Annotated in this window: 21 protein-coding genes; 8 read left to right on the plus strand and 13 right to left on the minus strand. The window is 64.2% G+C overall.

The window, feature by feature from the left end:
• The first annotated feature begins 204 nt into the window (after positions 1–204).
• Positions 205–1,101, plus strand: a complete 897-nt coding sequence (locus ACW9H9_RS02370) for a MurR/RpiR family transcriptional regulator (protein WP_457341406.1) — start codon at positions 205–207, stop codon at positions 1,099–1,101.
• Positions 1,102–1,110: 9 nt separating this feature from the next.
• Here ACW9H9_RS02370 and ACW9H9_RS02375 read toward each other — a convergent pair whose 3' ends face one another.
• From ACW9H9_RS02375 to pdxR, 5 genes are all read right to left on the minus strand, one after another.
• Positions 1,111–4,221 carry an efflux RND transporter permease subunit gene (locus ACW9H9_RS02375; RefSeq protein ID WP_457341407.1) on the minus strand — a complete coding sequence of 1,037 codons (3,111 nt, stop codon included), beginning with the start codon at positions 4,219–4,221 and terminating at the stop codon, positions 1,111–1,113.
• Positions 4,218–5,453 carry an efflux RND transporter periplasmic adaptor subunit gene (locus tag ACW9H9_RS02380; protein WP_457341408.1) on the minus strand — a complete coding sequence of 412 codons (1,236 nt, stop codon included), beginning with the start codon at positions 5,451–5,453 and terminating at the stop codon, positions 4,218–4,220. Before ACW9H9_RS02380 ends, ACW9H9_RS02375 begins: the two co-directional genes overlap by 4 nt.
• The gene (locus ACW9H9_RS02385) at positions 5,446–6,684 is read right to left on the minus strand and encodes a TolC family protein (protein WP_457341409.1); all 1,239 of its coding nucleotides are present in this window, start codon (positions 6,682–6,684) and stop codon (positions 5,446–5,448) included. Before ACW9H9_RS02385 ends, ACW9H9_RS02380 begins: the two co-directional genes overlap by 8 nt.
• A 95-nt stretch (positions 6,685–6,779) precedes the next feature.
• Positions 6,780–7,127 (minus strand): hypothetical protein, encoded by a 348-nt coding sequence (locus tag ACW9H9_RS02390; RefSeq protein WP_457341495.1) that lies wholly within the window; start codon positions 7,125–7,127, stop codon positions 6,780–6,782.
• A 54-nt stretch (positions 7,128–7,181) separates the two neighbouring features.
• Entirely contained in the window at positions 7,182–8,615 is a 1,434-nt protein-coding gene (gene pdxR, locus ACW9H9_RS02395) for a MocR-like pyridoxine biosynthesis transcription factor PdxR (protein WP_457341410.1), read from the minus strand.
• A 91-nt stretch (positions 8,616–8,706) separates the two neighbouring features.
• On the opposite strand from pdxR, the gene ACW9H9_RS02400 reads away from it, so the two are divergent.
• Positions 8,707–9,999, plus strand: coding sequence for a multidrug effflux MFS transporter (locus ACW9H9_RS02400; protein ID WP_457341411.1), 1,293 nt, complete (start codon positions 8,707–8,709; stop codon positions 9,997–9,999).
• Positions 10,000–10,023: 24 nt separating this feature from the next.
• On the opposite strand, the gene ACW9H9_RS02405 is transcribed toward ACW9H9_RS02400, so the two are convergent.
• On the minus strand, positions 10,024–10,935 hold the full coding sequence (locus ACW9H9_RS02405; RefSeq protein WP_457341412.1) for a hypothetical protein: 912 nt from the start codon (positions 10,933–10,935) through the stop codon (positions 10,024–10,026).
• A gap of 393 nt (positions 10,936–11,328) precedes the next feature.
• Between ACW9H9_RS02405 and ACW9H9_RS02410 the strand changes: the two genes are divergently transcribed.
• Both ACW9H9_RS02410 and ACW9H9_RS02415 read left to right on the plus strand, forming a co-directional pair.
• Positions 11,329–12,012, plus strand: a complete 684-nt coding sequence (locus ACW9H9_RS02410; RefSeq protein WP_101269235.1) for a response regulator transcription factor — start codon at positions 11,329–11,331, stop codon at positions 12,010–12,012.
• A complete protein-coding gene (locus ACW9H9_RS02415; RefSeq protein WP_457341413.1) occupies positions 11,990–13,387 on the plus strand; it encodes a sensor histidine kinase in 1,398 nt (465 codons plus the stop codon). The genes ACW9H9_RS02410 and ACW9H9_RS02415 overlap by 23 nt, the downstream gene beginning before the upstream one ends.
• A 57-nt stretch (positions 13,388–13,444) precedes the next feature.
• On the opposite strand, the gene ACW9H9_RS02420 is transcribed toward ACW9H9_RS02415, so the two are convergent.
• The 3 genes from ACW9H9_RS02420 to ACW9H9_RS02430 are packed head-to-tail and all read right to left on the minus strand — an operon-like array spanning position 13,445 to position 15,706.
• Positions 13,445–13,861, minus strand: coding sequence for an SRPBCC family protein (locus ACW9H9_RS02420; protein ID WP_457341414.1), 417 nt, complete (start codon positions 13,859–13,861; stop codon positions 13,445–13,447).
• Between the two features lie 26 nt (positions 13,862–13,887).
• On the minus strand, positions 13,888–14,685 hold the full coding sequence (locus tag ACW9H9_RS02425) for an SDR family NAD(P)-dependent oxidoreductase (RefSeq protein WP_457341415.1): 798 nt from the start codon (positions 14,683–14,685) through the stop codon (positions 13,888–13,890).
• Between the two features lie 16 nt (positions 14,686–14,701).
• Positions 14,702–15,706 carry an aldo/keto reductase gene (locus ACW9H9_RS02430; RefSeq protein WP_457341416.1) on the minus strand — a complete coding sequence of 335 codons (1,005 nt, stop codon included), beginning with the start codon at positions 15,704–15,706 and terminating at the stop codon, positions 14,702–14,704.
• A gap of 115 nt (positions 15,707–15,821) precedes the next feature.
• Here ACW9H9_RS02430 and ACW9H9_RS02435 point away from each other — a divergent pair, with 115 nt between their 5' ends.
• Positions 15,822–16,715, plus strand: coding sequence for a LysR substrate-binding domain-containing protein (locus tag ACW9H9_RS02435; RefSeq protein WP_457341417.1), 894 nt, complete (start codon positions 15,822–15,824; stop codon positions 16,713–16,715).
• On the opposite strand, the gene ACW9H9_RS02440 is transcribed toward ACW9H9_RS02435, so the two are convergent.
• From ACW9H9_RS02440 to ACW9H9_RS02450, 3 genes are read right to left on the minus strand one after another with little or no spacing between them, the layout of a single operon-like run.
• Positions 16,716–18,011: an NAD(P)/FAD-dependent oxidoreductase gene (locus tag ACW9H9_RS02440; protein WP_457341418.1), complete on the minus strand. Its 1,296-nt coding sequence runs from the start codon at positions 18,009–18,011 to the stop codon at positions 16,716–16,718.
• Entirely contained in the window at positions 18,008–19,096 is a 1,089-nt protein-coding gene (locus tag ACW9H9_RS02445; RefSeq protein WP_457341419.1) for a polyamine ABC transporter substrate-binding protein, read from the minus strand. The genes ACW9H9_RS02440 and ACW9H9_RS02445 overlap by 4 nt, the downstream gene beginning before the upstream one ends.
• Before the next feature lie 33 nt (positions 19,097–19,129).
• On the minus strand, positions 19,130–20,488 hold the full coding sequence (locus ACW9H9_RS02450; RefSeq protein ID WP_457341420.1) for a glutamine synthetase family protein: 1,359 nt from the start codon (positions 20,486–20,488) through the stop codon (positions 19,130–19,132).
• Between the two features lie 141 nt (positions 20,489–20,629).
• On the opposite strand from ACW9H9_RS02450, the gene ACW9H9_RS02455 reads away from it, so the two are divergent.
• The 3 genes from ACW9H9_RS02455 to ACW9H9_RS02465 all read left to right on the plus strand — a co-directional run bounded on the left by ACW9H9_RS02455 (position 20,630) and on the right by ACW9H9_RS02465 (position 24,026).
• Positions 20,630–21,535 carry a helix-turn-helix domain-containing protein gene (locus tag ACW9H9_RS02455; protein WP_457341421.1) on the plus strand — a complete coding sequence of 302 codons (906 nt, stop codon included), beginning with the start codon at positions 20,630–20,632 and terminating at the stop codon, positions 21,533–21,535.
• 118 nt (positions 21,536–21,653) lie between these two features.
• On the plus strand, positions 21,654–22,751 hold the full coding sequence (locus ACW9H9_RS02460) for a carboxynorspermidine decarboxylase (protein ID WP_457341422.1): 1,098 nt from the start codon (positions 21,654–21,656) through the stop codon (positions 22,749–22,751).
• 30 nt (positions 22,752–22,781) lie between these two features.
• Positions 22,782–24,026 carry a saccharopine dehydrogenase family protein gene (locus tag ACW9H9_RS02465; RefSeq protein WP_457341423.1) on the plus strand — a complete coding sequence of 415 codons (1,245 nt, stop codon included), beginning with the start codon at positions 22,782–22,784 and terminating at the stop codon, positions 24,024–24,026.
• 104 nt (positions 24,027–24,130) lie between these two features.
• Here ACW9H9_RS02465 and ACW9H9_RS02470 read toward each other — a convergent pair whose 3' ends face one another.
• Entirely contained in the window at positions 24,131–24,910 is a 780-nt protein-coding gene (locus ACW9H9_RS02470; RefSeq protein ID WP_457341424.1) for an IclR family transcriptional regulator, read from the minus strand.
• Positions 24,911–25,005 lie beyond the last annotated feature (95 nt).

Genomic DNA, 25,005 nt, shown 5'->3' on the forward strand with positions numbered 1-25,005 from the left:
TGGGTGGCGGCGCACGTTCTTGGTGGGAGCAGACTAGAACGTCTGGCAGCACCAATCAATATTTATTCTATAAATATTTTTAGTGGAATATATTTTCCATTAGGCAGCCGATCGGGATGCCAAGGTTTTTTTTTGCGCCTACCCTGTAGACTTGCGCCCATCGCCCCCACTGCCCGGGGCAAGAACAAGCAAGAAGGATGTCCAATGTCCCAGAGCGCCCCGGAAGAAGCCCTCGCCACCCCGCCGATCAACGCCGAGCGGTTGTTGCAACTGATCACTGACGAATACGAAAGCCTGCCCCGCCAGCTCAAGCGCATCGCCAGCTACATGAGCCAGCAGAGCGACCGGATCATGGTCGACCGCATCAGTGACATCGCCCGCGAATGCGAAGTGCACCCCTCGGCCATCGTGCGGTTTTCCCAGCGTTTCGGGTTCAGCGGTTTCAGTGAAATGCAGGCGCTGTTTCGCGAGGCCTACACCCACAAGACCACGCCGGTGCAGAACTACCAGCAACGCATCCGCAGCATGATCGCCAACAAGTCCCAGAAAGCCAGCAGCGGCGACCTGGCGCGTGAATGCGTGAACGCCACGCTGTCGGGCATTGAGCGGCTGGGGCAGGAACTCGATGACGTGGCGTTCGAAAAGGCCGTGGACCTGGTGGTCAACGCCGACAACATCTACGTGGTGGGCGTGCGCCGCTCGTTTGCCGTGGCCGAGTACCTGGTCTACAACCTGCAGCACACCAACAAGCGCATTCATTTGGTGTCGGGCCTGGGCGGCAGTTACCGCGAGCAGATGCGCAGCGTGCGCGCCAACGACCTGGTGATTGCCGTGAGTTTTACCCCCTACGGCAAGGAAACCCAGCACTGCCTGCGCATTGCCCAGCACCATCAGGCCAAGACCCTGATCATCACCGACAGCAACCTGTCGCCCCTGGCCAAGCGGGCGAACACGGTGCTGTTGGTCAATGAAGGGTCGTCGTTTGCGTTCCGCTCCCTGAGCGCCACGCTGTGCCTGTGCCAGGCGCTGTTCATCGCCGTGGCGTATCGCCTGGAACTGAAAGTGGACGAGATCCACGAGCAGGTCGGTTTCGACGACTGAGCGCCGCCATCAGCGCGGGCGGCGCATCAGGCGGTAGGCCGCCGGGATCACGAACAGCGACAGCAGTGGCGCCGTCAGCATGCCGCCGATCATCGGCGCGGCGATGCGGCTCATGACCTCACTGCCGGTGCCGCCGCCCAGCAGAATCGGCAACAGGCCCGCGATGATCACCGCCACGGTCATCGCCTTGGGCCGCACGCGCAGTACCGCGCCTTCGGTGATCGCCGCGAGCAGGTCCTGGTCAGTGCGGCCCTGGCGCTCGGCCCAGGCGTTTTTCAGGTACAGCAGCATGATCACGCCAAACTCCGCCGACACCCCCGCCAGGGCAATGAACCCCACCCCCGTGGCCACCGACAGGTTGAACCCCATCGCGTACAGCAACCACGCGCCCCCCGTGAGGGCGAACGGCAACGTGCCCAGAATCAACAGGGCTTCATCGAAGCGGCGAAAGGTCAGGTACAGCAACACAAAGATGATCAACACGGTGGCCGGCACCACCAGTTTGAGCCGCGCATTGGCCCGCTCCAGGAACTCGAACTGCCCCGAATAGCTCAGGCTCATGCCCGGCTGCAGCACCACCTTTTGGTTGATGGCGCGTTGCAGGTCGTTCACCACCGAGGCCAGGTCGCGGTCGCGCACGTCGATGTACACCCAGCCGGAGGGCCGCGCGTTCTCGCTCTTGAGCATCGGCGGCCCGTCGGCGATCGTGAGCCGGGCCACCGTGCCCAGGGTGATCTGGCTGCCCTGCGGCGTGTAGATCGGCAGGTTGCTCAACGCCTGCACCGAGTCGCGCCAGGCCTTGGGGTAGCGCAGGTTGATGGGGTAGCGCGCCAGGCCTTCGACCGTCTCGCCGATGTTCTCACCGCCAATCGCCCCCGACACAATCGACTGCACATCGGCGATGTTCAAGCCATAGCGGGCCGCCGCCGGGCGGTCGATGTCCACGTCAATGTAGTGCCCGCCGCTCAAGCGTTCGGCCAGTGCCGAGCTCACACCCGGCACCGTCTTGGCGACCTGCTCTACCGCCTGGGTCACCGCGTCGATCTGCGCCAGCTGGGTGCCCGCCACTTTTACCCCGATCGGGCTTTTAACCCCGGTGGCCAGCATGTCGATGCGGTTGCGAATCGGCGGGATCCAGATATTGGTCAGCCCCGGCACCTGCACCACGCGGTCGAGTTCCTTCACCAGTTTTTCCGGGGTCATGCCCGGGCGCCATTGGTCGCGGGGCTTGAACTCGATGGTGGTTTCAAACATCTCCAGCGGCGCCGGGTCCGTGGCGGTTTGCGCACGCCCGGCCTTGCCGAACACATGGGCCACCTCGGGCACGGTCTTGATCAGCCGGTCGGTGCGTTGCAGCAGTTGCCCTGCGGTTTGCGTGGACAGCCCCGGCAACGCCGACGGCATGTACAACAAGTCGCCTTCGTCCAGCGGCGGCAGGAATTCACCGCCCAACTGCGACACCGGCCACAGCGCGCTCGCCACCATCAGCACGGCCACCAGCAAGGTCAGGCGCGGCCAGCGCAGCACCGCGTCCAGCGCCGGTTGGTAGAGCCGGATCAGCCCACGGTTGAGGGGGTTGCGCTGCTCGTCCGGGATACGGCCGCGAATCCAGTAGCCCATGAGCACCGGGATCAAGGTGACCGACAGCCCCGCTGCCGCCGCCATGGCGTAGGTCTTGGTGTAGGCCAGCGGCCCGAACAGACGCCCTTCCTGGGCTTGCAGGGTGAACACCGGAATAAACGACAAGGTGATAATCAGCAGGCAAAAAAACAGCGCCGGGCCGACTTCCACCGCCGCCTCGGTCATGACGTTCCAGTGGTCTTCACCTTTCAATTCGCGCCCGGGGTGGGCGTGGTGCCAGGCCTCGATTTTCTTGTGGGCGTTCTCGATCATCACCACCGCCGCGTCCACCATCGCCCCGATGGCAATCGCAATGCCGCCCAACGACATGATGTTGGCGTTGATGCCCTGAAAGCGCATGACGATAAAGGCGATCAACACCCCCACCGGCAACGAAATGATCGCCACCAGCGAGGAGCGCAGGTGCCAGAGGAAAATCCCGCACACCAGCGCCACCACCAAAAACTCCTCCAGCAGTTTGTGGCTTAAGTTGTCCACCGCACGGTCGATCAGCTTGCTGCGGTCGTACGTGGTGACGATCTGCACCCCCGGCGGCAGGCTGGCCTGTAGCGTTTCAAGGCGGGTCTTGACCGCCGCGATGGCCTCGCGGGCATTTTTGCCGCTGCGCAGAATCACCACGCCGCCCACCGCTTCGCCCTCGCCGTCCAGTTCGCCGATGCCCTGGCGCAGGTCGGGGCCCAGCTGAATCGTGGCCACATCCCCGAGAGTCACTGGCACGTTGTTGGTGTCGAGACGCAGGGGAATGGCGCGGAAATCTTCCAGGCTTTTCAAGTAGCCGGACGCCCGCACCATGTATTCGGACTCACCCATGTTGAGCACCGAGCCGCCGGTTTCCTGGTTGGCCTTGCCGATAGCCGCCGCCACCTGCGCCTGGGTAATACCGCGACTGGCCAGGGCCAGCGGGTCGATCTGCACCTGGTATTGCTTGACCTGCCCGCCAATGGTCGCCACTTCGGCGACGTTGGGCAGGGTCTTGAGCTCGAACTTGAGAAACCAGTCTTGCAAGCCGCGCAGTTGCGCCAGGTCGTGCTGGCCGGTGCGGTCCACCAGCGCGTACTGGTAGATCCAGCCCACGCCGGTGGCGTCCGGCCCCAGCGCCGGTTTGGCGGCCGCGGGCAGGCGCGACTGCAACTGGCTCAGGTATTCCAGCACCCGCGAGCGGGCCCAGTACAGGTCGGTGCCCTCGTCGAACAGCACGTACACGTAGCTGTCGCCAAAGAACGAATAACCGCGCACGGTCTTGGCCCCCGGCACCGACAGCATGGTGGTGGTCATCGGGTAGGTGACCTGGTTTTCGACAATCTGCGGCGCCTGGCCCGGGTACGGCGTGCGGATGATCACCTGCACGTCGGACAAGTCCGGCAAGGCGTCCACCGGGGTGTTCTGCACCGCCCACACGCCCCAAGCGGTGACGAACAGCGTGGCGAGCAACACCAGAAAGCGGTTGGCCACCGACCAGCGAATCAACAGGGCAATCATGGCCGGGCTCCCATCTGCGGGTTCATCGCGGCTTCAGCCGGGGTGACGCCTTTGAGGCTGGCCTCCGAATCCAGCAGGAACTGGCCGGACGCAACCACCTGCTGCCCCTCCTGCAAGCCGCTCAGGATCACGGTCTGGTCGTCGTTCTCGGGGCCGGTCTGCACCTGCACCGGGCGATAACGCCCGCCCTCTTCAGCCAGCATCACCAGCACGCGCTTGCCGGTGCGCACCAATGCTTCGGTGGGGATCAGCAAGGTGGACTGGCCGGTGGATTGGGCCAGGCGCACCTGGGCGGTCATGCCCGGGCGCAAGGTGCCGTCCGGGTTGGGCAATTGCACGCGCACTTGCACGGTGCGGCTGTCGGTGGCGGTGGCCGGAAGAATGGCGCTGACCGCGCCGCTGAAGGTCTGGCCCGGCAAGCCGACAAAGCGGGCTTGCACGCGCTGCCCGATGGCCAATGCCGCGCCTTGGGCCTCGGGCACCGCGACTTGCAGCCACACCGTGCCCAGGCCATTGACCCGCGCCAGCGTCTGCCCGGCCGCGACGGTCATGCCTTCGCGCACGTCCAGGGCCTGCAACGCACCGCCCAGCGGCGTGGTCAGGGTGGTCACCGCCTGCACGCGGCCGCTGCGCTCGACCTGCGCGATCAAGCCTGGCGGCATGCCGCTCAGTACCAGGCGTTGGCGGGCGGCGGCCAGCAGGCTGGGGTCGCCGCTGCGGCGCAGGGCCAGGAACTCTTCCTGCGCCGCGGCCCAGTCGGGCACCAGGAGGTCGGCCAACGGCGCGTTGGCCGCCAGCACATCCCCCGGCGCCAGCGCGTACACGCGCTGCACAAAGCCTGCGGCGCGGGCCTGGACCACGGCCACGTCGCGGTCATTGAAGGTGAGGATGCCCGACAGGTCCAAGTCCGCCGTCAACACCCCACGGGTGACGCTCGCCAGGCGCACGCCCAGGTTCTGGGTCAGGCTGGAATCGATACGGATCGCCGCGCTGCCACCGCCTTCGTCATAACGGGGCACCAGTTGCATGTCCATGAAGGGCGACTTGCCGGGTTTGTCGAACTGCTGCTGCGGGTACATCGGGTCGTACCAGTACAGGGCCTTTTTCTCGCCAGCCGCCTGCACCGCCATGGCCGGTTGTGCGGTGCGCAGTTGCGCCACGCCATAACCTGCGCCCAGGCCCAGCAGGAGGGCGCCGCCCAGCAGCGCGCCGGTTATCCGTCGATCAGTCATTGGCAGGTTCCCCATAGGCGTAATACAGCTGGGCACCGACAAGGGCCCGTTGTTCGATGGCATCAATCTGTTTGAAACGGGCCTGGACCTGCTCGCGGCGGGCGCTGACCACGCTCATCAGGTCACCTTTGCCCGCGCGGTAACTGGCCAGGCTCAGGGCGACTTTTTCGTCAGCCAGCGGCACCAGGCTCTCCTGGTTGCGCTGCACAGCGCGATCCAGGCGCTGGTAGTTGGCCAGGTCGTCTTCCAGTTCCTGGGTGTGCTCGCGGGTTTTGGCGTCGCGTTCAGCGTCCAGCTGGTCCAGCTCGGCCTGCTTGGCGGCGATGCCGGGGTTTTGCCGGCGGCTGGGGAAAATCGGCAGGTCGAAGGTGAACTGCACGCTGACCATGTCGCCGAATTCGCGGCTGCGGTGGCCGTAGTCCACCTCCCAGCTCCAGTCAGACGTCTTTTGCGCCCGCGCCTCGTCCAGGCGCGCCTGGGCTTCGCGGGTGCGTGGCCCGAACGCTTGCAGCACCGGGTGCTGATGCAGGTTGTGGTTGTAGCCCACTTCATTGATCGGCCAATGGGGCAACGAACCACTCGGGGCTTCGCTGGCGGCGGGGCCGATCCAGCGCTTGAGCGCAGCGCGGGCCTGGGCGCGCTGCTGGATCAGGGTGTCTTCGCGCTCGGCCAGGTCGGCGGCTTCCTGCTTGGGCAGCACCGCGTCGGACGGCTGCCCGCGCCCGGCGGCCAGCTGTGCCCGCACGGTGTCGGCAAACAAGCGGTTCTGTTGGTAGAAGTCCTTGAACAAGGCCTCTTTACGCGCCACCGCCCAGGCGCCAATCCACGCTTGGGCCGTGGCCTGGCGCACGTTCAGGCGTTCGATGCGACCTTGGGCGGCAGCGGTGTCCACCGTTGCCGCCGCCAGCTCGACCCGGGCCAGTCGCTTGTCACGGCTGGGCACTTGTTGCTGGATGCCGATCATGGACTGGGTCATGTCGTCGCCATCCAGCGTGCCGCGGTTGGGCCCATTGATGGGAAAGTTCTGTAGGCCCACGATCAGCTTGGGGTCGGGCAACTCGCCTGCCGGGATCGCCGCCTGGGTGGCGGCCTGAAACCTGGCGGACTCGGCCGCCAGCGACGGTGCGGTGGTTTGCGCCAGGCGCAGGGCTTCATCCAGGGTGAGCGCAGAGGCCAACGCAGGCCACGCCAGCACGCCCACCACCAGGGCGCGCACGTATACGACATTCATGTGGGTTGTTCCTGTTCTGTTCCACTGCGCGCCGCCTTACGCGGCGCACAGCAAGGCCGTCCCGGGTCGGGACGAGGCTGTTTGTGCAACAGGATTCAGGAACGGGGCGGACGCCAGACGCCGGACGGCGTGCGGTCGGGGATAAAACCGGAGGACAGGCTGGCAACCACTGGAAGGGCCTGGGTGAGCGGCGCCTTGAGCACCGGCACCGACAGTTGCAGCATGACGCCACTCTTGCATTCCTGGCCAGGCTTGCAGGCCTTGCCGGAGTGGTCGCCGTGGGCGCCGTCCTGGCAACAGTCAGGAGACATGTCCGTCATCATGGAAAGGCCAGGCACCTGCATGGGGCACGGTTCGGTGCTCGACGGCACACCCGCCATCCCGGTCAGGGGAAGCGCGAGGCTCAACAGCAGCACGAGGAAAAAACGCAGGTAACGGCTCATGGGGCGAGAGCTTAGCGAATGCGCCATTAAGCGACCATTAATAAAAACACCCTTTTAGCCTTCCGCCAGCAACCGCGCCAGCACCCGGCCGTGAAAGCGGATCTGGGCCAGGGTCAGCGCGGTGTAGCCGATGATCAGCGCTGGCGGCAAATCGGCGTTCAGGCAAAAGTCGCCAAGCCCCTGGAGGCTCAAGCCCGCCCGTGCACCCCGGGCGCGAAAGTCCGCCTCGCTCATCCCCGGCGGCAACCACACCACACAGTGCAGCCCGCCCTGCTGACCGCTGATGCGGTAGCGCCCCGGCGCGTGTTCGGCCAGGCACGCAAGCAACGCGTCACGCCGGGCCTGGTAGGCCTGGCGGGTGGCGCGCAGGTGGCGCACGAACGCGCCGCTCTTGAGGTACTCCACCAAGCCCAGTTGGTCGCTCACGCCCACCAGGCGGCCGGTCAGTTGCAGGCGTTGCAACAACGGCTGGCGCAGGGCCTTGGGCACCACCATGAAACCCACGCGCAACCCGGCGAACAGGCTCTTGTTGAAGCTGCCGCAGTGGATCACCCGGTCGCCCGAATCAAGCGCCTTGAGGGCGGCCAACGGTGCGGTGTTGTAGTTGAATTCGCTGTCGTAGTCGTCCTCGATCACCCAGGCGTTGCACCGTGCGGCCCAGTCCAGCAAGGCCAGGCGGCGCGACACCGACAGCGTCATGCCCAGCGGCGCCTGGTGGGCCGGGGTGACGTAGACCAGTTGCGCCTCGGCCGGCAATTGCTCGGTGTCCAGGCCATCGGCCGTCACTGCGATGGCCTGCACGCGCGCGCCCGCCAGGCTGAAGAGTTGCCGTGCGGGCAGGTAACCCGGGTCTTCGACGCACACGGTGTGGCCGGGTTGGATCAGCGTGCGTGCGATCAGGTCCAGGCCATGGCGGATGCCGGTGGTCAAGATCACCTCGTCCGCCTCGCAGTGCATGCCGCGAAAGCTGCGCAGGTAGTCGGCAATGCGTTCACGCAGCTCAGGCAAACCCGCCGGGTGCGCGGCCTCCAGCACACCCGGGCCCCCGGCGAGCAGCCCACGGGACACGCAGCGGGCCCAGTTTTTCAGGTCGAACAGTTCGGCATCCGGGCGCCGCGCCACGAACGGCACATGGCTTTGTACGCCTGCATCCGCCTGGTCGGGCTCCACCACGCGGCGCACGGGGGCCGTGGGGGCTGGCGCAGCAATGAACTGCTCAGGGATCACCGCGCACACCCGCGTGCCCGAACCGGCTAGGCGCTGCACATAACCTTCGCTGTGCAGGCGGTCGAAGGCCGCTTCCAACGTGCCCCGCGATACGCCCCAGCGCTGCGCCAGGCTGCGGGTGGACGGCAGGCGGCTGTCGGCGGGCAGTTGGCGGCTCAAGATGGCCTGGCGCAGCGCGTCGTAGGCGCCCTGCTGTTTGCCCGCGTCGAGGCTGTCGGGGCGCGGCAGGTCCAGGGCGGCGGCGGTTTTTCCTCGGCTCATAGTGGTCCAGTCATCAGCAGCATAAATGGCCCTGAGGATTAAACCACAACCCGCTTAGAGTACGAACTCTCCTCCCCCACAGACCCTGCCCATGACTCAACGCACCCTCGCCCCCTGGCTTTGGCTCACCCTGCTGATACTGCTGATCGCCCTGCCGCGCATCACCCTGGACCTGCACCTGCCCGCCCTCCCCGCCATGGCGGACTACTTCGGGGCCAGCGACAGCCAGCTGCAACTGACCCTGACCCTGTACACCCTGGGCTCGGCCATCTCGCTGTTGATCGCCGGCCCCCTGTGCGACCGCTGGGGTCGGCGGCCAGTGTTGCTGGCGGGCTTGTCGTTGTACGTGGTGGCCTCGGTGGCGTGCGCGTTGTCCACGGGCGTGGGCATGTTGATTGTGGCGCGGCTGTTCCAGGCCCTGGGCGGCTGTTGCACCACGATGATTGGCCGGGTGGTGGTGCGCGACTATTTTGAGCCCCATGAACAGACGCGCCTGTTGGGGCTGATCTCCATGGGCATGGCCGTGTCGCCCATGGCCGCGCCGGTGCTGGGCAGCCTGTTGCTGCCGTGGCTGGGGTGGCGCGGGCTGTTTGGCTTGTTGACGGTGATCGGCGCGGGCCTGGTGCTGCTGGTGCAACGTCGCCTGCCGGAAACCCGCCCTGCCCACGCCCTGGACGCCGCCAAAACCGGCTTGCTGCAGGTGTATGTGCAGTTACTGCGCGACCGCTACTTCATGCGCTATTCACTGGCCATCGGCTGCGTGTACAGCACCTATTTCCCGTTTATCGCCGAGTCTTCCGCGTTGTTGCAGCGCGGCTTTCATTTGTCGCCCGGCACCTATGCGCTGGTGTTTGCCGCGACCATCAGCGGCTACATGCTCGGCTCGAACCTGTTCCGCCGCCTGGCGCCGCGCATCACGCCCGACCGTTTGATCGGCGCTGCGATCGCGCTGAACCTAGTGGGCAGCGCCGTGCTCACGGCGGCCACGGCCGCCTTGCCGGGCCAGTGGCTGGCGATTGTGGTGCCCATGGTGATCATCATGGTGTCGGTGGGCATCACCATTCCGGCCTGCCAATTTGCGGTATTGCAGCCTTATGGCGCCATTGCCGGGGTGGCCTCGGGGCTGTTCTTTTTTACCCAGATGGGGCTGACCGCCGTGAGCAGTTGGGCCACCGGCCTGCTGTCGGACGGCTCCTCGCGACCGCTGGTGATCATGACGTGCCTGGCCAGTGCGCTGCTGTTGCTGAGCTGGCGGGGCCTGCAAGAAAAAGCCGCGCCTGTGACAACAGGCGCGGCCGGGGTAGAGCGGGTATCGGGATCAGTGCATGAAGATCGCGATCAGGATAATCACCGGGATCGGTACACCGAGGAACCACAGCAGTAATGAGCGCATGACGTTCTCCTTGAATTAACGAATGGGGGCGGTGTGAATGTCGCTGTCCAGGTACGTCACCGCGTCCCGGCGGCGACCGCCGAACGTCGCGGCAAAACTTGCGAAGAAGGCGCCGAGCAACAGGGCGACGAAGGTCCACAGCGAGGTCCAGGCCGCGACTTTTGCCGCGGTATCGGCGGCTTGCTTGGCTTTGAGCTTGGCCTCTTCAAAGGCTTTGCGCGCGTCGCCGTACACCTTGTCTACGCGGGCTTCGGCGTCGGCCTGGCTGAGGTTGGTACGCTGGCTGATCAACTGCGCGAGGTAGGCGCGGTCTTCGGCTGCGAGTTGGCCGTCGTTGCTCACGGTGCGTGCGAAAATGCGCGCCACCACGGTGTGCGCCGCGTCATCGCTGACGGCGGCAGGACGGTCGTCACGGAACAGGCTGTCAACGTAGTAGCCCACGTCATCACCACTGCCCTGCGCCGCGCTGCCGGCCACTTGGGTCACCGCACTGGCGGCCCCCGAGGCCACGCTGGCACCGGCTTGTACGCCACTGCCGACCACGCTGCTGATAGAACCCACTACCAGTGTCGCCGTCACCAGCGTCGCCACGGCCCAGGCCAGAAAACCGTGGGCGGTGTCGCGAAAGTACACCTCATCGCCATGCATATTGGCCCACTTGACCCGCAGCCGACCGGCGATATAACCGCCCAGCCCCGCCGCGACGATTTGCGTGAACGCCAGCCAGACAATCGTGGAAATACCCAGGCCCTTGGCACTGATGCCGCTGTCGGCCCACGGCGACACCGCCGAGAAGCCCAGGCCAAAGCCCAGCAAAACCAGAATCAGGGACAGTGCCGCCGCCGCAGCGGCCCCGGCAAAAATCGCCCCCCAGGAAACCCCGGAGAGCGCGCTCGACTCTTGCAGCGTGGATGAGGATGTCATCATTGTTGTGGTGCTCCAGGCATGAAAAAAGGTGTTACAAGTCTCAAAAGAGACAGTGCAGGCACCATGCCAGTCGCCCTGAAAATAAATCTCCATATATTTCAATGAGTTAAATAAATTGAACTCTCAGTACTCGTGCAACTTGCAGGAAGTGGGGGTTGGCAACGGGCGTTCTGCACGCTGTGTAGGACGGATCCAATGTGTAAAAAACGCCAGCCCTCAGCATTCGTTCAGATTCGCCACGCTAAGGTGAAGGGGCACCGCAAGCTGCTGCGCCTGACGGTGAGGCCGGAAATTGTGTCGGTTATGCCAACATGAATTTTTATTTAGGAAGCGGGCTATCATTTCTTGGCAAAATGCCCGCGACTTCAGTGAATCGCTCACCAGGTAATCCTTATGACCCGCATTTTGACCATCGAGGACGACGCTGTAACGGCCCGCGAAATCGTTGCCGAGCTGAGTAGCCATGGACTGGAGGTAGACTGGGTAGACAACGGTCGTGAAGGCCTGGTGCGGGCCGTGAGCGGGGATTACGACCTGATCACCCTCGACCGCATGCTGCCGGAACTCGATGGCCTGGCCATCGTGACCACCCTGCGCACCATTGGGGTGTCCACGCCGATCCTGATGATCAGCGCCCTTTCCGATGTGGACGAGCGGGTACGCGGCCTGCGCGCAGGCGGTGATGACTACCTGACCAAGCCGTTCGCTTCCGACGAAATGGCCGCCCGCGTCGAAGTGCTGCTGCGCCGCAAAAGCACGGTCAAGGAGTTCGAGACGGCCCTGCGCGTGGCCGACCTGGAACTGAACCTGATCAGCCGCGAGGCCAGCCGCGCCGAACAGCCGCTGAGCCTGTTGCCCACCGAATACAAACTGCTGGAATTTCTGATGCGCAACACCGGGCAGATCCTGTCGCGCATGATGATCTTCGAGGAAGTGTGGGGCTACCACTTCGACCCGGGCACCAACTTGATCGACGTGCACATTGGCCGCCTGCGCAAAAAAATCGACCCACCGGGCCTGACACCGCTGATCCGCACGGTACGAGGTTCCGGGTATGTCATTGCTGAACCCCTCTAAGGGCTGGCGCTCTTCCAGCAGCCGTCTGCTGGCGCTGTACAGCTCGTTGTTCGTGGCCTGGAGCTGCATCCTCATGGGGGTGCTGTATTACGAGGTGTCGAGTTACCTGGGCGACTTGTCACGCCACTCCTTGATGCAGCGCCAGCACCTGTTCCAGCGTTTTGACGGCGAGGAACTGGTGGAAGCGCTGACCACCAGCATGACCTTCGACATGAAGGGCGTGGACGCCTACGGCCTGTTCGACGCGCAATTTACCCCCATCAGTGGCCCGGTCCGCGTCATACCGCCCGACCTGCCGATGGACGGGCGCATCCACGCGCTGGCCAACTGCATCGACTCCGACGACCCCAAGCTGCCCCGTGACAGTTGCGACGCCGTGGCCACCCACACCGACGACGGGCGCTGGCTGATCCTGGTGCGCGCCAACGGCTCGCTGTTTGGCGTGACGCGGATCATCCTGCACGCCTTGCTGTGGGGCATCACCCTGACCATCATCCCGGGCGCCGCTGGCTGGCATTTATTGCGCCGCCGGCCGCTGCGGCGGATTCGCGGGATCCAGGCCAGTGCCGAAGCCATCGTGGCGGGCGACCTGACCCACCGCCTGCCGCTGTCCAACCGGCGCGATGAGCTGGACATGCTGGCGGCCATCGTCAACGCCATGCTCGACCGCATCGAAAAACTGATGAACGAGGTCAAGGGCGTGTGCGACAACATCGCCCACGACCTGCGCACCCCGCTCACCCGCCTGCGCGCGCAGCTGTACCGGATCCAGCAACAAGCGGACGAAGACGCGCCGCACGCCGTGCAACTGGACGCCGCCATCGCCGAAACCGACACCCTGATGGCGCGCTTTCGCGGGTTGTTGCGCATCTCCGAACTGGAAGACCACCAGCGCCGCTCCGGCTTCCTGGTGATCGACCCACGGCCGCTGCTGCAGGAACTGCACGACTTCTATCTGCCGCTGGCCGAAGAAGGCGAAATGGAGCTGCTGCTGCAAGTGCCGCAAGCACTGCCGTGGATCAACGGCGACCGGGCCTTGCTGTTTGAGGCCTTGTCGAACCTGTTGAGCAATTCGATCAAATTCACCCCACCTGGCGGCACGGTGATCGTGCGGGCGGTGAACGATGAAGGCAGCACGCGCATCGAAGTCCTCGACTCCGGCCCTGGCATTCCGGTGGCAGAACGCTCGGCGGTGTTCCAGCGTTTCTACCGGGTGGACGAGATCAACCAGCAACACAGCGGCTTTGGCCTGGGCCTGTCGATTGTGGCGGCGATCATCAACCTGCACGGGTTCAAGCTGGAAGTCGGCGCCAGCGAACTGGGCGGCGCCTGCCTGATCCTGGAATGCCGCCAACAGTTGATGCCGGAGACGTAAGCCCCAAGGCTCAAAGCGGTGAACGCCCACAGGTTGTCAACCTGTGGGCGCCGGGCGTCAGGCGGGAAAGTTGGCGCGCAACGCGGCAAGACCACCGCTGTAGACGCCGGTGAACAGTTCTTCGGCCACGGCATCGTCCGTGCCCGCCACCAGCGTGAACACACCCGACCAGGTGACTTTGGCCGAATGCTCGGTCAAGGCCTCGACCTGCAAGGTCGACAGGTATTCCGTCACCGGAAACGGCGACTCGACGATCGAGTAGCTGTAGCGACGCGCCACGTTTTCAAAGGTTTGCAGACGCTCCACCACCACCCCACCGTCGGCGGTTTGCAGGCGCCGCACGCGGCCGCCTTCCGATGCATCGCTCTTGACGATAAACGGCAGCCAGTCCGGCAGCGCGTTGAACCCACCCACCAATTGCCAGACCTGATCGGCCGACACCGGGATCTCAATAACAGCAGAAGCTTTTGCCACGGTATGACTCCATATAATTGAAAAACTCAGATAGCCATGCTGTCGACAACGCCGCCATCGACTCGTAACGCTGCCCCTGTGGTTGCAGAAGACAGCGGTGAAGCAATGTACGCCACCAGGTTGGCCACTTCATCCACATTCGCTGCGCGCTGGATGATGGAGGTCGGGCGAGCGTTACGCACAAACACGTCGGCCTCTTCACGGGCGCTGCGCCCGGACTGGGCCGTCGCGCTCGCCAACATCTGCTCCAGGCCGTCGGTGAAGGTCGGTCCCGGCAAGATCGCATTGACCGTGACCCCGGTGCCCGCCAGCCGCTTGGCCAGGCCATGAGACACCGCCAGGTTGGCGCTTTTGGTCACGCCGTAGTTGATCATGTCGGCCGGAATCGCCACACCGGACTCCGACGACACAAAGATCACCCGGCCCCAGCCCTGCGCCACCATCGGTGGCACGTAGTGACGCGCCAGGCGCACGCCCGAGATCACGTTGACCTCATAGAAGCGGCTCCACTCACTGTCCGGCGCATCGAAAAAGTCCACGTCGTTGAAGATGCCCAGGTTGTTCACCAAAATATCGGCGCGAGGCTCGGCGGCGAACAGCGCGGCGGCGCCTTCGGCACTGCCAAGGTCGGCCACCCGCCCACGTACCTGGGCACCGGGCACGGCGTGGCGGATGGACGCCAGCGCGTCCTCGACCTTGCCCGCGTCGCGCCCGACCACCACCACCGTGGCCCCGGCCTGCGCCAGGGCCTGGCTGATGCCCAGCCCGATCCCGGCGGTACTGCCACTGACGATTGCCAGTTTGCCGCTTACATCAATGTTCATCGCTCTACTCCTGGGGTCAGAGGGGCAACGGCGCGCGGGCCGACACCAGTTGTGCGTCACGCAGGGCCTGCCAGAACGCGGCGGGAATTTTTTCTGCCAACGCCGCCATGTCTTCGGCAATACGCGCCGGACGACTGGCACCGGGAATCACCGCCGCCACCGCCGGGTGCGCCAGGGAAAACTGCAGCGCGGCGGCTTTAATGCTCACGCCGTGAGCCTGGGCAATCGCCTTGATCTGCTCGACTTTGTGCAGGATGGCCGGGCTGGCTTTCTGGTATTCAAAATGCTCGCCCCCGGCCAGGACGCCTGAACTGTAGGGGCCGCCCACCACGATTTCGACGTGCTGGGCCAGGGCCGCGTCCATCAGGCGTTGCAGCGGGCGCTCGTGGTCGAGCAAGGTGTAGCGGCCCGCCAACAGGAAGCCGTCGGGTTGGGCTTCGCTCAGGTCCAGTACCAATTCGCACGGCTCGACACGGTTGACGCCCAGGCCCCAGGCCTTGATCACGCCTTCTTCGCGCAGGCGGGTCAACACCTTGAAGGCGCCGGTGCGGGCCTGGTTGAAGTAGTCCAGCCATTGGTCGCCGTAGAAGTCCTGGGCGATGTCGTGGACCCAGACGATGTCCAGGCGGTCGGTTTGCAGGCGCTCAAGGCTGTCTTCAATCGAGCGCAGGGTGGCGTCGGCGCTGTAGTCATTCAGCATTTTGTTGGGGCGACCGTGCTCGAACACGCCGCTTTTTTCGCCCAGATCGCGGGCGCTTTCTTGCACTTCATCGAGAATCACCCGGCCCACCTTGGTACTGAGCACGAAGTCATCGCGGCGATAGTTGGACAGGGCCTGGCCCAGGCGAATTTCCGACAGGCCCGAGCCATAGAACGGCGCGGTGTCGAAGTAGCGCACGCCAGCGTTCCAGGCGGCCTCGACGGTAGCCTGGGCCTCGGCCTCGGGAATGGCGCGGAACATGTTGCCCAACGGGGCGGTGCCAAAACCCAGCGCGCCGGGCAGTTTGTCTTTCAAGCTCATGGTGCAGTCCTTACTCAAGGTTCAGGGTCGCGGTGACCGTTGAGCAGATCCTAGATTGCATAGATCGGACCGTCCAAGACATACTGCGACCAACTTGAGTCCTACAAGGTCTGACATGATTGATCTACGCCAACTGCGCTACTTCGAAGTGGTCGCCGAAGAAGAACACGTGGGCCGCGCGGCGGAGCGGCTGCATATTTCCCAGTCCCCCTTGAGCCGTCAGATTGCCCAACTGGAGGAACGCCTGGGCCTGACCCTGTTCGAGCGCAGCCAGCAACGCATCCGCCTGACCCGTGACGGCCAGACGTTTCTGGCCGAAACCAAAGCCTTGCTCACCCACGCCAACCGCCTGGAATCCCTGGGCAAGCGCCTGGGTCGGGGGGACGAAGGCGGCCTGTGCGTGGGCTACGTAGAGAACGCCATGCACGCCGGGGTGCTGCCCAACGCCTTGCGGGTGTTGCGCGATGCGCGGCCCAACGTGCATATCGCGCTGTATAACCTGGCGTCCAGCGAGCAACTTGAAGGCTTGCGCCAGCGCAGCCTGGACATCGCGCTGGTGGGCGAGCCGCCCGCCGCCGACGACCCCGACCTGACCGGCGCGCAGGTGCTCGACGACCCCATGCTGCTGGCCCTGCCCGAACACCACCCGCTGGCCCGCCAGGTCGTGCTGTTGCCCGAGCACTTGGCCGAGCAGCACTGGATCGGCGTGCAGCGCAAACCCGGCTCACGCCCCGCCGACGATTTTGTGGCGGCCTGCATCCGAGCGGGCTTCACCCCGCAGATCCCCATGGAGGCCAGCGAGCCCTTCACCGCCTTGGGGCTGGTGGCGTCGGGGCTGGGGGTGGCGATGGTGCAAAAGGGCTTGAGCCGCAACGCCCCGCCCGGGGTGGTGCTGCGCGAATTACCGTGGCTGACCTACACCACGCCGCTGTGGGCGGCGTGGCATCGGATCAATCTTCGCCCGCTGGTGGAAACCTTCCGTCAGGTGCTGACAGCACCGCAGCGCTGATCACTGCAGCATTTCACGCAGCCGATACCCGAGCATGCCCAGCGCCAGGAGCGGCGCACGCAGGGCCTTGCCGCCGGGGAAGGTCAGGTGCGGCACCTGGCTGAAAACGTCCAGCCCGCGGCTGTGCCCGGCGTGGATGCCCTCGGCGAGCAACCGCGCGCACCAATGGGTCACGTTGAGCCCATGCCCCGAATAGCCTTGGGCATAAAACACATTGGGGTGCTGCTTGAGCCGCCCCACCTGGGGGAAGCGGTTGGCGGTGATACCGATCATGCCGCCCCACTGGAAGTCGATGGCGGTGCCGGCCAGTTGCGGGAACACCTTGAGCAATTTGGGAAGCATGTAGGCGCCGATGTCTGCGGGGTCGCGCCCGGAGTAATGACAGGCTCCGCCGAACAGCAGGCGGCGGTCGGCGGTGAGGCGGTAGTAATCGAGCCCTACTTTCTGGTCGCACAGCGCCAGGTTCTGCGGGATCAACGTGTCGGCCACCGCGGCGGGCAGCGGCGCAGTGGTGATGATGTAACTGCCTGCGGGCAGCACCTTGCCGCTCAGGCGCGGTTCCAGCTCGTCCAGGTGCGCGTTGCACGCCAGCACCAGGTGGGCGGCGCGCACCGTGCCTGTGGCGCAACGCACCTGCACCGTTTCGCCGTGGACCAGTTCCAGCACCGGGCTGTGTTCAAAAATGCGCACCCCCAGCGACTCGGCCACCCGGGCCTCGCCCAGCACCAGGTTCAGCGGGTGCAGGTGCCCCGAGCCCATGTCCACCAGGCCTCCGGCGTACCGGTTCGAGTCCACCACCTGGGCCATGTCCTGGGGCGGCACCAGCCGGGTGGGATGGGCATAGCCCAGGGCCGCGAGGCTGTGCTGTTCGGCCCGAAAGGCTGCGAACTGCGCCGGGGTATTGGCCAACTCGCAAAACCCCCAGCGCAGGTCGCAGTCGATGGCATGTTGACGAATGCGTTCGCCCACCAGCGCCACCGAATCGATCCCGGCCTGTTGCAGGTAGCGCACGCCCTCCTCGCCCACGTAGCGGGCAAAACCCGACACATCATGGCCAATGCCCCGGATCAACTGCCCGCCGTTGCGCCCGCTGGCGCCCCAGCCGATGCGCCGGGCCTCCAGCAACACCACCGAGAGGCCGCGCTGGGCCAGCTCGATGGCGGTGTTGACGCCGGTAAAGCCACCGCCAATCACGCACACGTCGGCGCTGAGGTCGGCGTGCAGCGGCGCGCGCTCGGGCATCGCGTGGGCGGTGGCGGCGTAGTAGGAACGGGCGTGCTCGGACGAAGGCTTCATGTGTTGGTCTTCACTTTGCTCCAGGCGCGGGTCATCACGCGCATGATGGCGGGGGTGGGCGTGGTGGAAATGTAGAGTTTGTCGAGCACGTCCTGGGGCGGGTACACCTCAGGGTTGTTCACCAGGTCCTTGGGCATGAAAGCCTTGGCCGCCGGGTTAGGGTTGGCGTAACCGACATAGGTGCTGACCTTGGCGATGACCTGTGGGTCCAGCAGGTAGTTGATGAACGCGTGGGCCGCCTTGGGGTCGGTGGCGTCCGCCGGGATGGCCAGCAAGTCAAACCACAGGTTGCTGCCCTCCTTGGGGATCGAGTAGGCGATGTTCACGCCGTTCTTGGCTTCCTCGGCGCGGTGCGCGGCTTGCAGCACGTCGCCCGAGTAGCCGAACGCCACGCAGATGTCGCCGTTGGCCAGGTCCGAAATGTACTTGGAGGAATGGAAATAGGTGATGTAGGGGCGCAGGGTCAAAAGCTTGGCCTCGGCCTTTTCGTAGTCCTTGGGGTTGCTGCTGCGCGGGTCCATGCCCAGGTAGTTGAGGATCGCCGGGAAGGCTTCGTCGGGCGAGTCGAGAAACGCCACGCCGCATTCGTGCAGCTTCTTCAGGTTTTCGGGCTCGAACAGCACCGCCCAGGAATCGATGTGGTCGATGCCCAGCACTTGCTTGACCTTGTCGACGTTGTAGCCGATGCCGTTGGTGCCCCACAGGTACGGCACCGAGTGCGCGTTGCCCGGGTCGTTTTTCTCCAGCAGCGCCAGCAGCTTGGGGTCCAGGTTCGAGTAGTTGGGCAACTGCGTGCGGTCCAGCTTCATGAACGCGCCGGCCTTTACCTGGCGCGCCAGGAAGTGGTTGGACGGCACCACCACGTCGTAGCCGGTGCGGCCGGCGAGCAACTTGCCCTCCAGGGTTTCGTTGGAGTCGAACACGTCATAGATCACCTTGATCCCGGTCTTGGCCTGAAAGTCGGCCAGCGTGGTTTCACCGATGTAATCGGTCCAGTTGTACACACTGACCGTCTGGGCCGCGTGCCCGGCACTGCTGAACAATGCCGCCAAGGCCAGCGGAAGAAGCTTTTTGACAAGACGCATATCGACACCCCTGTGGTTTTTGAATGTGTGGGCTCAGACGCTCAGCAGCAGGAACTCACGTTCCCAGGAGCTGATCACACGCTTGAAGTTCTCGTGCTCGGCGCGCTTGACCGCGACGTAGCCGCGCACAAACTTATCGCCCAGGTACTGCTTGACCGTGTCGCAGGCCTCCATGCGCGCCAGGGCGTCTTCGATGGTGATGGGCAGGCGCAGGTTGCGCCGCTCATAGGCGCGGCCCTGCACCGGGGCGCTGGGCTCGACCTGCTCGATCATGCCCAGGTAGCCGCACAGCAAACTGGCGGCGATGGCCAGGTACGGGTTGGCATCGGCGCCGGGCAAGCGGTTTTCCACGCGCATGGCGTCAGGGCTGGAGGTGGGTACACGCAGGCCGACCGTGCGGTTCTCTTCGCCCCACTCCACATTGACCGGGGCCGAGGTGTCCGGCAGGAAGCGGCGGAACGAATTCACGTTGGGCGCAAACATGGGCAGCAGCAGCGGGATGTATTTTTGCAGGCCACCGATGTGGTGCAAAAACAGCGGGCTCATTTGGCCGTGTTCATCCACGAACACCGGTTTGCCGGTGGCGAGGTCGACCACGCTCTGGTGCAGGTGCATCGCGCTGCCCGGTTCGTCGGCCACCGGCTTGGCCATAAAGGTGGCGGCCACGTTGTGCTTGAGCGCCGCCTCGCGCAGGGTGCGTTTGAACACGGTGATCTGGTCGGCCAGGTCCAGCGCGTCGCCGTGACGGAAGTTGATTTCCATCTGCGCCGGGCCGTCCTCGTGGATCAACGTGTCGAGGTCCAGCTTCTGTTCCTCGCACCAGTCGTAGACGTCTTCAAACAGCGGGTCGAACTCGTTGGCGGCGTCGATGGAAAACGACTGGCGCCCGCTCTCGGCGCGGCCCGAACGCCCCAGTGGCGTTTTGAGCGGCAGGTCCGGGTCTTCGCAGCGCTGGGTCAGGTAGAACTCCATCTCGGGCGCCACAATCGGCTGCCAGCCCTTGTCGGTGTACAGCTGCAAGACTTTCTTGAGCACGTTGCGCGGCGACAGCTCCACCGGGTTGCCCTGCTTGTCGAAGGTGTCGTGGATCACAATGGCGGTGGGCTCGATGGCCCAGGGCACCACGTAGGTGGCGTGGGCCACCGGGCGGCAGATCATGTCGATGTCGGCCGGGTCCAGCAGGTCGTAGTAGATGTCGTCGTCGACGAAGTCCCCGGTTACCGTTTGCAACAACACACTTTCCGGCAGGCGCATGCCTCGCTCATGCAGGAACTTGTTGGTGGGTGCGATTTTGCCGCGTGCGATGCCAGTCAAGTCACTGATCACGCATTCGACTTCGGTAATCTTGTGTTCTTTCAGCCAGGCGGACAGCTGATCGAAGGGGGCGTTCATAAGGACCTCGTCATGGGTTGAGTGATGCACCGGCAGGCTTCCCCTGCCGCGCATTGAGGTCTATCTTGGGCGAGCCGCACACCGGCATCTATCCACTTTGCACGCTGCACAACGCACCAATAGAGTGCACCCGGATCCCCCATGACACAGTCAACCGCTTTGCGCGTACAGGCCTTTACCACCGGTGACGTGGCCGCCCAATGCAATGCGACACCCGGGTGGGTGCAGCAGTACCAACAGATGTCCCCGGGGCATTTTGCCGGGCAGATCCGCTACCTCGACCTGCAAGGGGTGCAGGTGTACGAGGAGCAGATGAACACCCGGGTCGAGCAGAACTTCAATGCCCCCGCCGGTGCCCTGGCGTTCTGTTTCGACGGCAGCGACAACGCGCTTTACTTGCTCAATGGCGAAAGCCGCAACACCTGGATCACCCCGGAAAACTACCGCGAAGTGGCCGTGGTGTTCGGGCCGCAATTCGTGCAGCGCAACGCCCTTGAGGTGGCAGCGCTGGAAGGGTTGTTCATGGCGCCGCTGACCTGCCAGCAGAACCTGCTGTTCACGCGCTGGCTGAGCAGCACCTTGACGCGCCTGTCGGCGGTGATCGACCCCGCCACCCGTGACGCCCTCACCCAGCAATTGCTGGACGACTGCCTGTTCGTGCTCGATAACGCGTGCGTGTGCCTGGACCTCAGCTCGCTCAAGCGCCGCACCGAGGCGCGCACGCTGATGGCGCGCATCGGCGAATGGGCGGCGGACGCGCCCGACGCCACCGTCAACCTGCTGGAGCTGGCCCGCATCGCCGGGGTGCCGCTGCGCCAGTTGCAGCAAGGCTTCAAGACCTACACCGGGATGAGCCCGGCGCAGTGGTTGCGCCTGCGGCGCCTGAACGGCGCCCGGCGCGAGTTGCTGCGTGCAGAAGGGGCGACGGTGGCCGAGGTGGCGATGAATTGGTCGTTCTGGCACCTGGGACGGTTCTCCAACAGTTATCGGGCGTTGTTCAAAGAGCTGCCGAGCGAGACGCTGAAGCACCCCACCCTGCCCCGCTGAACCACACGCCCTGTACGGCGCGCGGGCCCAAAAATCCGCCGAGTAGCCTTTCGATCCCGGCCAAGTGCGGGCACAATGCGTGTCCTTTTTTGGCAGGCATCGCCGGAGGCTCTGAACAATGATCAAAACCCCGTATTACCTCATCGACAAACAGAAGCTTCTGGTCAACATGCAGAAGATCGCCTACGTGCGCGAACAGTCCGGCGCCAAGGCGCTGCTGGCCCTCAAGTGCTTCGCCACCTGGTCGGTGTTCGACCTGATGCAGCAATACATGGACGGCACCACCTCGTCCTCGCTGTACGAGCTCAAGCTGGGCCGCCAGAAGTTCGACGGTGAAGCGCACGCCTATAGCGTGGCGTGGGCCGACGATGAAATCGAAGAGATGCTGGATAACTGCGACAAGATCATTTTCAACTCCATCAGCCAGCTGCAACGCTTCGCCGAGCGCAGCGAAGGCAAGACCCGCGGCCTGCGCGTCAACCCGCAAGTGAGCAGCTCCGACTACCTGCTGGCCGACCCCGCCCGCCCGTTCAGTCGCCTGGGCGAGTGGGACCCGGTGAAGATCGAAGGCGTGATCGAGCAGATCTCGGGTTTCATGTTCCACAACAACTGCGAGAACGGTGACTTCAACCTGTTCGACCAGATGCTCACCACCATCGAAGAACGCTTTGGCGCACTGCTGCACAAGGTCAGCTGGGTGAGCCTGGGCGGCGGTATTCACTTTACCGGCGAAGACTATGCGGTGGATGCGTTCTGCGCGCGCCTTAAAGCCTTCTCGCAAAAATACGGCGTGCAGGTGTACCTGGAGCCGGGCGAAGCGGCGATCACTAACAGCGCAAGTCTTGAAGTGACCGTGCTCGACACCCTCTACAACGGCAAGCACCTGGCCGTGGTGGACAGCTCCATCGAAGCCCACTTGCTGGACCTGCTCATTTACCGCCTCAACGCCAAGCTGGCGCCGAGCAGCGGCGAACACACCTACATGGTGTGCGGCAAGTCGTGCCTGGCCGGGGACATCTTCGGCGAATATCAATTTGATCGTCCGCTGACCATCGGCGATCGGCTGTCGTTCATCGACACCGCAGGCTACACCATGGTCAAGAAAAACTGGTTCAACGGCCTGAAAATGCCGTCCATCGTAGTGAAACAACTCGACGGTACAGTCGAGATGGTTCGTGAGTTCGGTTACGAAGACTACCTGTCCAGCCTGTCCTGAGGCCGGCCAGATAAAGGAGAGATAAAGCAATTGAAAAAGAACGTTCTTATCATTGGTGCAGGAGGTGTCGCCAAGGTGGTGGCCCACAAGTGCGCGCAGCACAACGACGAACTCGGTCGTATTGCTATCGCGTCGCGCAACATCTCCAAATGCCAGGCCATCATCGACAGCGTCAAGGCCAAGGGTGCCTTCAAGGTTCCCGCCCAGATCCAGGCCTTTGCGCTGAACGCTTTGGACGTGGAAGCGACCAAGGCACTGATCCGCGAAACTCAATCGCAGATCGTGATCAACGTAGGTTCTGCGTTCCTCAACATGTCGGTGCTACGCGCCTGCATCGACACGGGCGTTGCGTACCTGGACACGGCGATCCACGAAGAGCCGGGCAAGGTCTGCGAGACGCCGCCGTGGTACGGCAACTACGAGTGGAACCACCTGCAAGAGTGCAAAGAGAAGAACATCACCGCGATCCTCGGGGTGGGCTTCGACCCGGGTGTGGTCAACGCCTATGCGGCGCTGGCGGCACAACAGCATTTTGACCGCATTGACTCGATCGATATCCTGGACGTCAATGCGGGCTCCCATGGCAAATATTTCGCCACTAACTTCGACCCGGAAATCAACTTCCGCGAATTTACCGGGCAGGTGTGGAGCTGGCAGAACAGCCAGTGGACCCCCAACACCATGTTTGAAGTCAAACGCACCGACGACCTGCCGGTGGTTGGCTCGCAAAACCTGTACCTGACCGGCCACGATGAAGTGCACTCGCTGTCGAAAAACCTCGACGTGCCCAACGTGCGGTTCTGGATGAGCTTTGGCGAGCACTACATCAACGTGTTCACCGTGCTGAACAAGCTCGGCCTGTTGTCCGAGAAACCTGTGACCACCGCCGAAGGCCTGGAAGTGGTCCCGCTCAAAGTGGTCAAGGCCGTGCTGCCGGACCCTTCTTCGCTGGCCCCGGGCTATACCGGCAAGACCTGCATTGGCGACCTGGTCAAAGGCACCAAGGACGGGCAGCCGCGTGAAGTGTTCATCTACAACGTGGCCGACCATGAAGAAGCCTTCGCAGAAACCGACAGCCAGGGCATCTCCTACACCGCAGGCGTTCCACCGGTAGCCGCAGCGCTGCTGGTGGCGCGCGGCGAGTGGGACGTGTCGCGCATGGTCAACGTCGAAGAGTTGCCGGCCGAGCCGTTCCTCAAGGCGCTGGACGTGATGGGCCTGCCCACGCGCATCAAGGATGAGCACGGCGACCGTGCCTGGGACGCTATCGCCTGATAGCCTCCCGACAGATCACGCCTGCAGCGGCGTGATCTGTCAAACCCAAGGCCTGCACGCTCTAACGTGGACAGGCCGCCTCTCCACCGCACACCCCTCTTGAATCATTCCAGGTTGCGAGCCGAGTTGCTCAAGGCGCGGGCGCATTGCAGCAACGCAGGCGCCAGTTGGCGTTCGGCGTCTGCCTGGCTCCAGCGGCTGGTGGGCGCCACCACATGCACGGCCGCCACCGGGCGACCGTTGGCACCCAACACGGGCGCGCCGATGGTCATGTCCCCCAGGAACAGCTCCTGGGTGTTAACCGCATACCCCTGCGCCCTCACCTGCTGCAACGATTCCACAATGCGTTCGACCTCGGTCAGCGTGTGGCTGGTGTGCGCCACCCGCTGGCTGTTTTCGATCAACACCAACGCTTCCTCCGCCGGCAATGCACTCAAGTAAGCCCGCCCGGACGCCGTGCAGTACATCGGCACCCGCGAACCAATCGGCATGTGCACCGGCACGAACCCCGCGCTCACAAACCGTGCGATGTAGGTCATGTCATACCCGGCAGGCTCGGTGAGGCACGACGTCTCGCCGGTCAACCGGGTGAGTTCGGAGAGGAACGGGTTGGCCACCTCGATCAGCGAATGCGCGTCCAGGTAACTGAACCCCAACTCCAGCACCCGGGGGGTGAGTTGGTAATGCCGTGTGCGCGAGTGTTTCCGAACGTAACCCAGGCTCTCGAGGGTAAACACCATGCGCTGGGCCGAGCTTTTGGTCATGCCCGCAGCCTCGGCCACCTCGGCAAGGCTCATGCTACGGCGCTGGGCGCTGAATGCCTTGAGCACCGACAGGCCTTTTTCCAGGGATTGGTTGTGCAAGCTGTTGCGTTCTTCAGACATGGCGAACTCGTGGGCAGGTCGATCAGGCGTGGCGATATTTCTACCTGAAAACGCAAAAACACACCATTAAAAATCGCATATCGATACGAATGGTT

The organism is Pseudomonas sp. SDO5215_S409 (assembly GCF_054071325.1).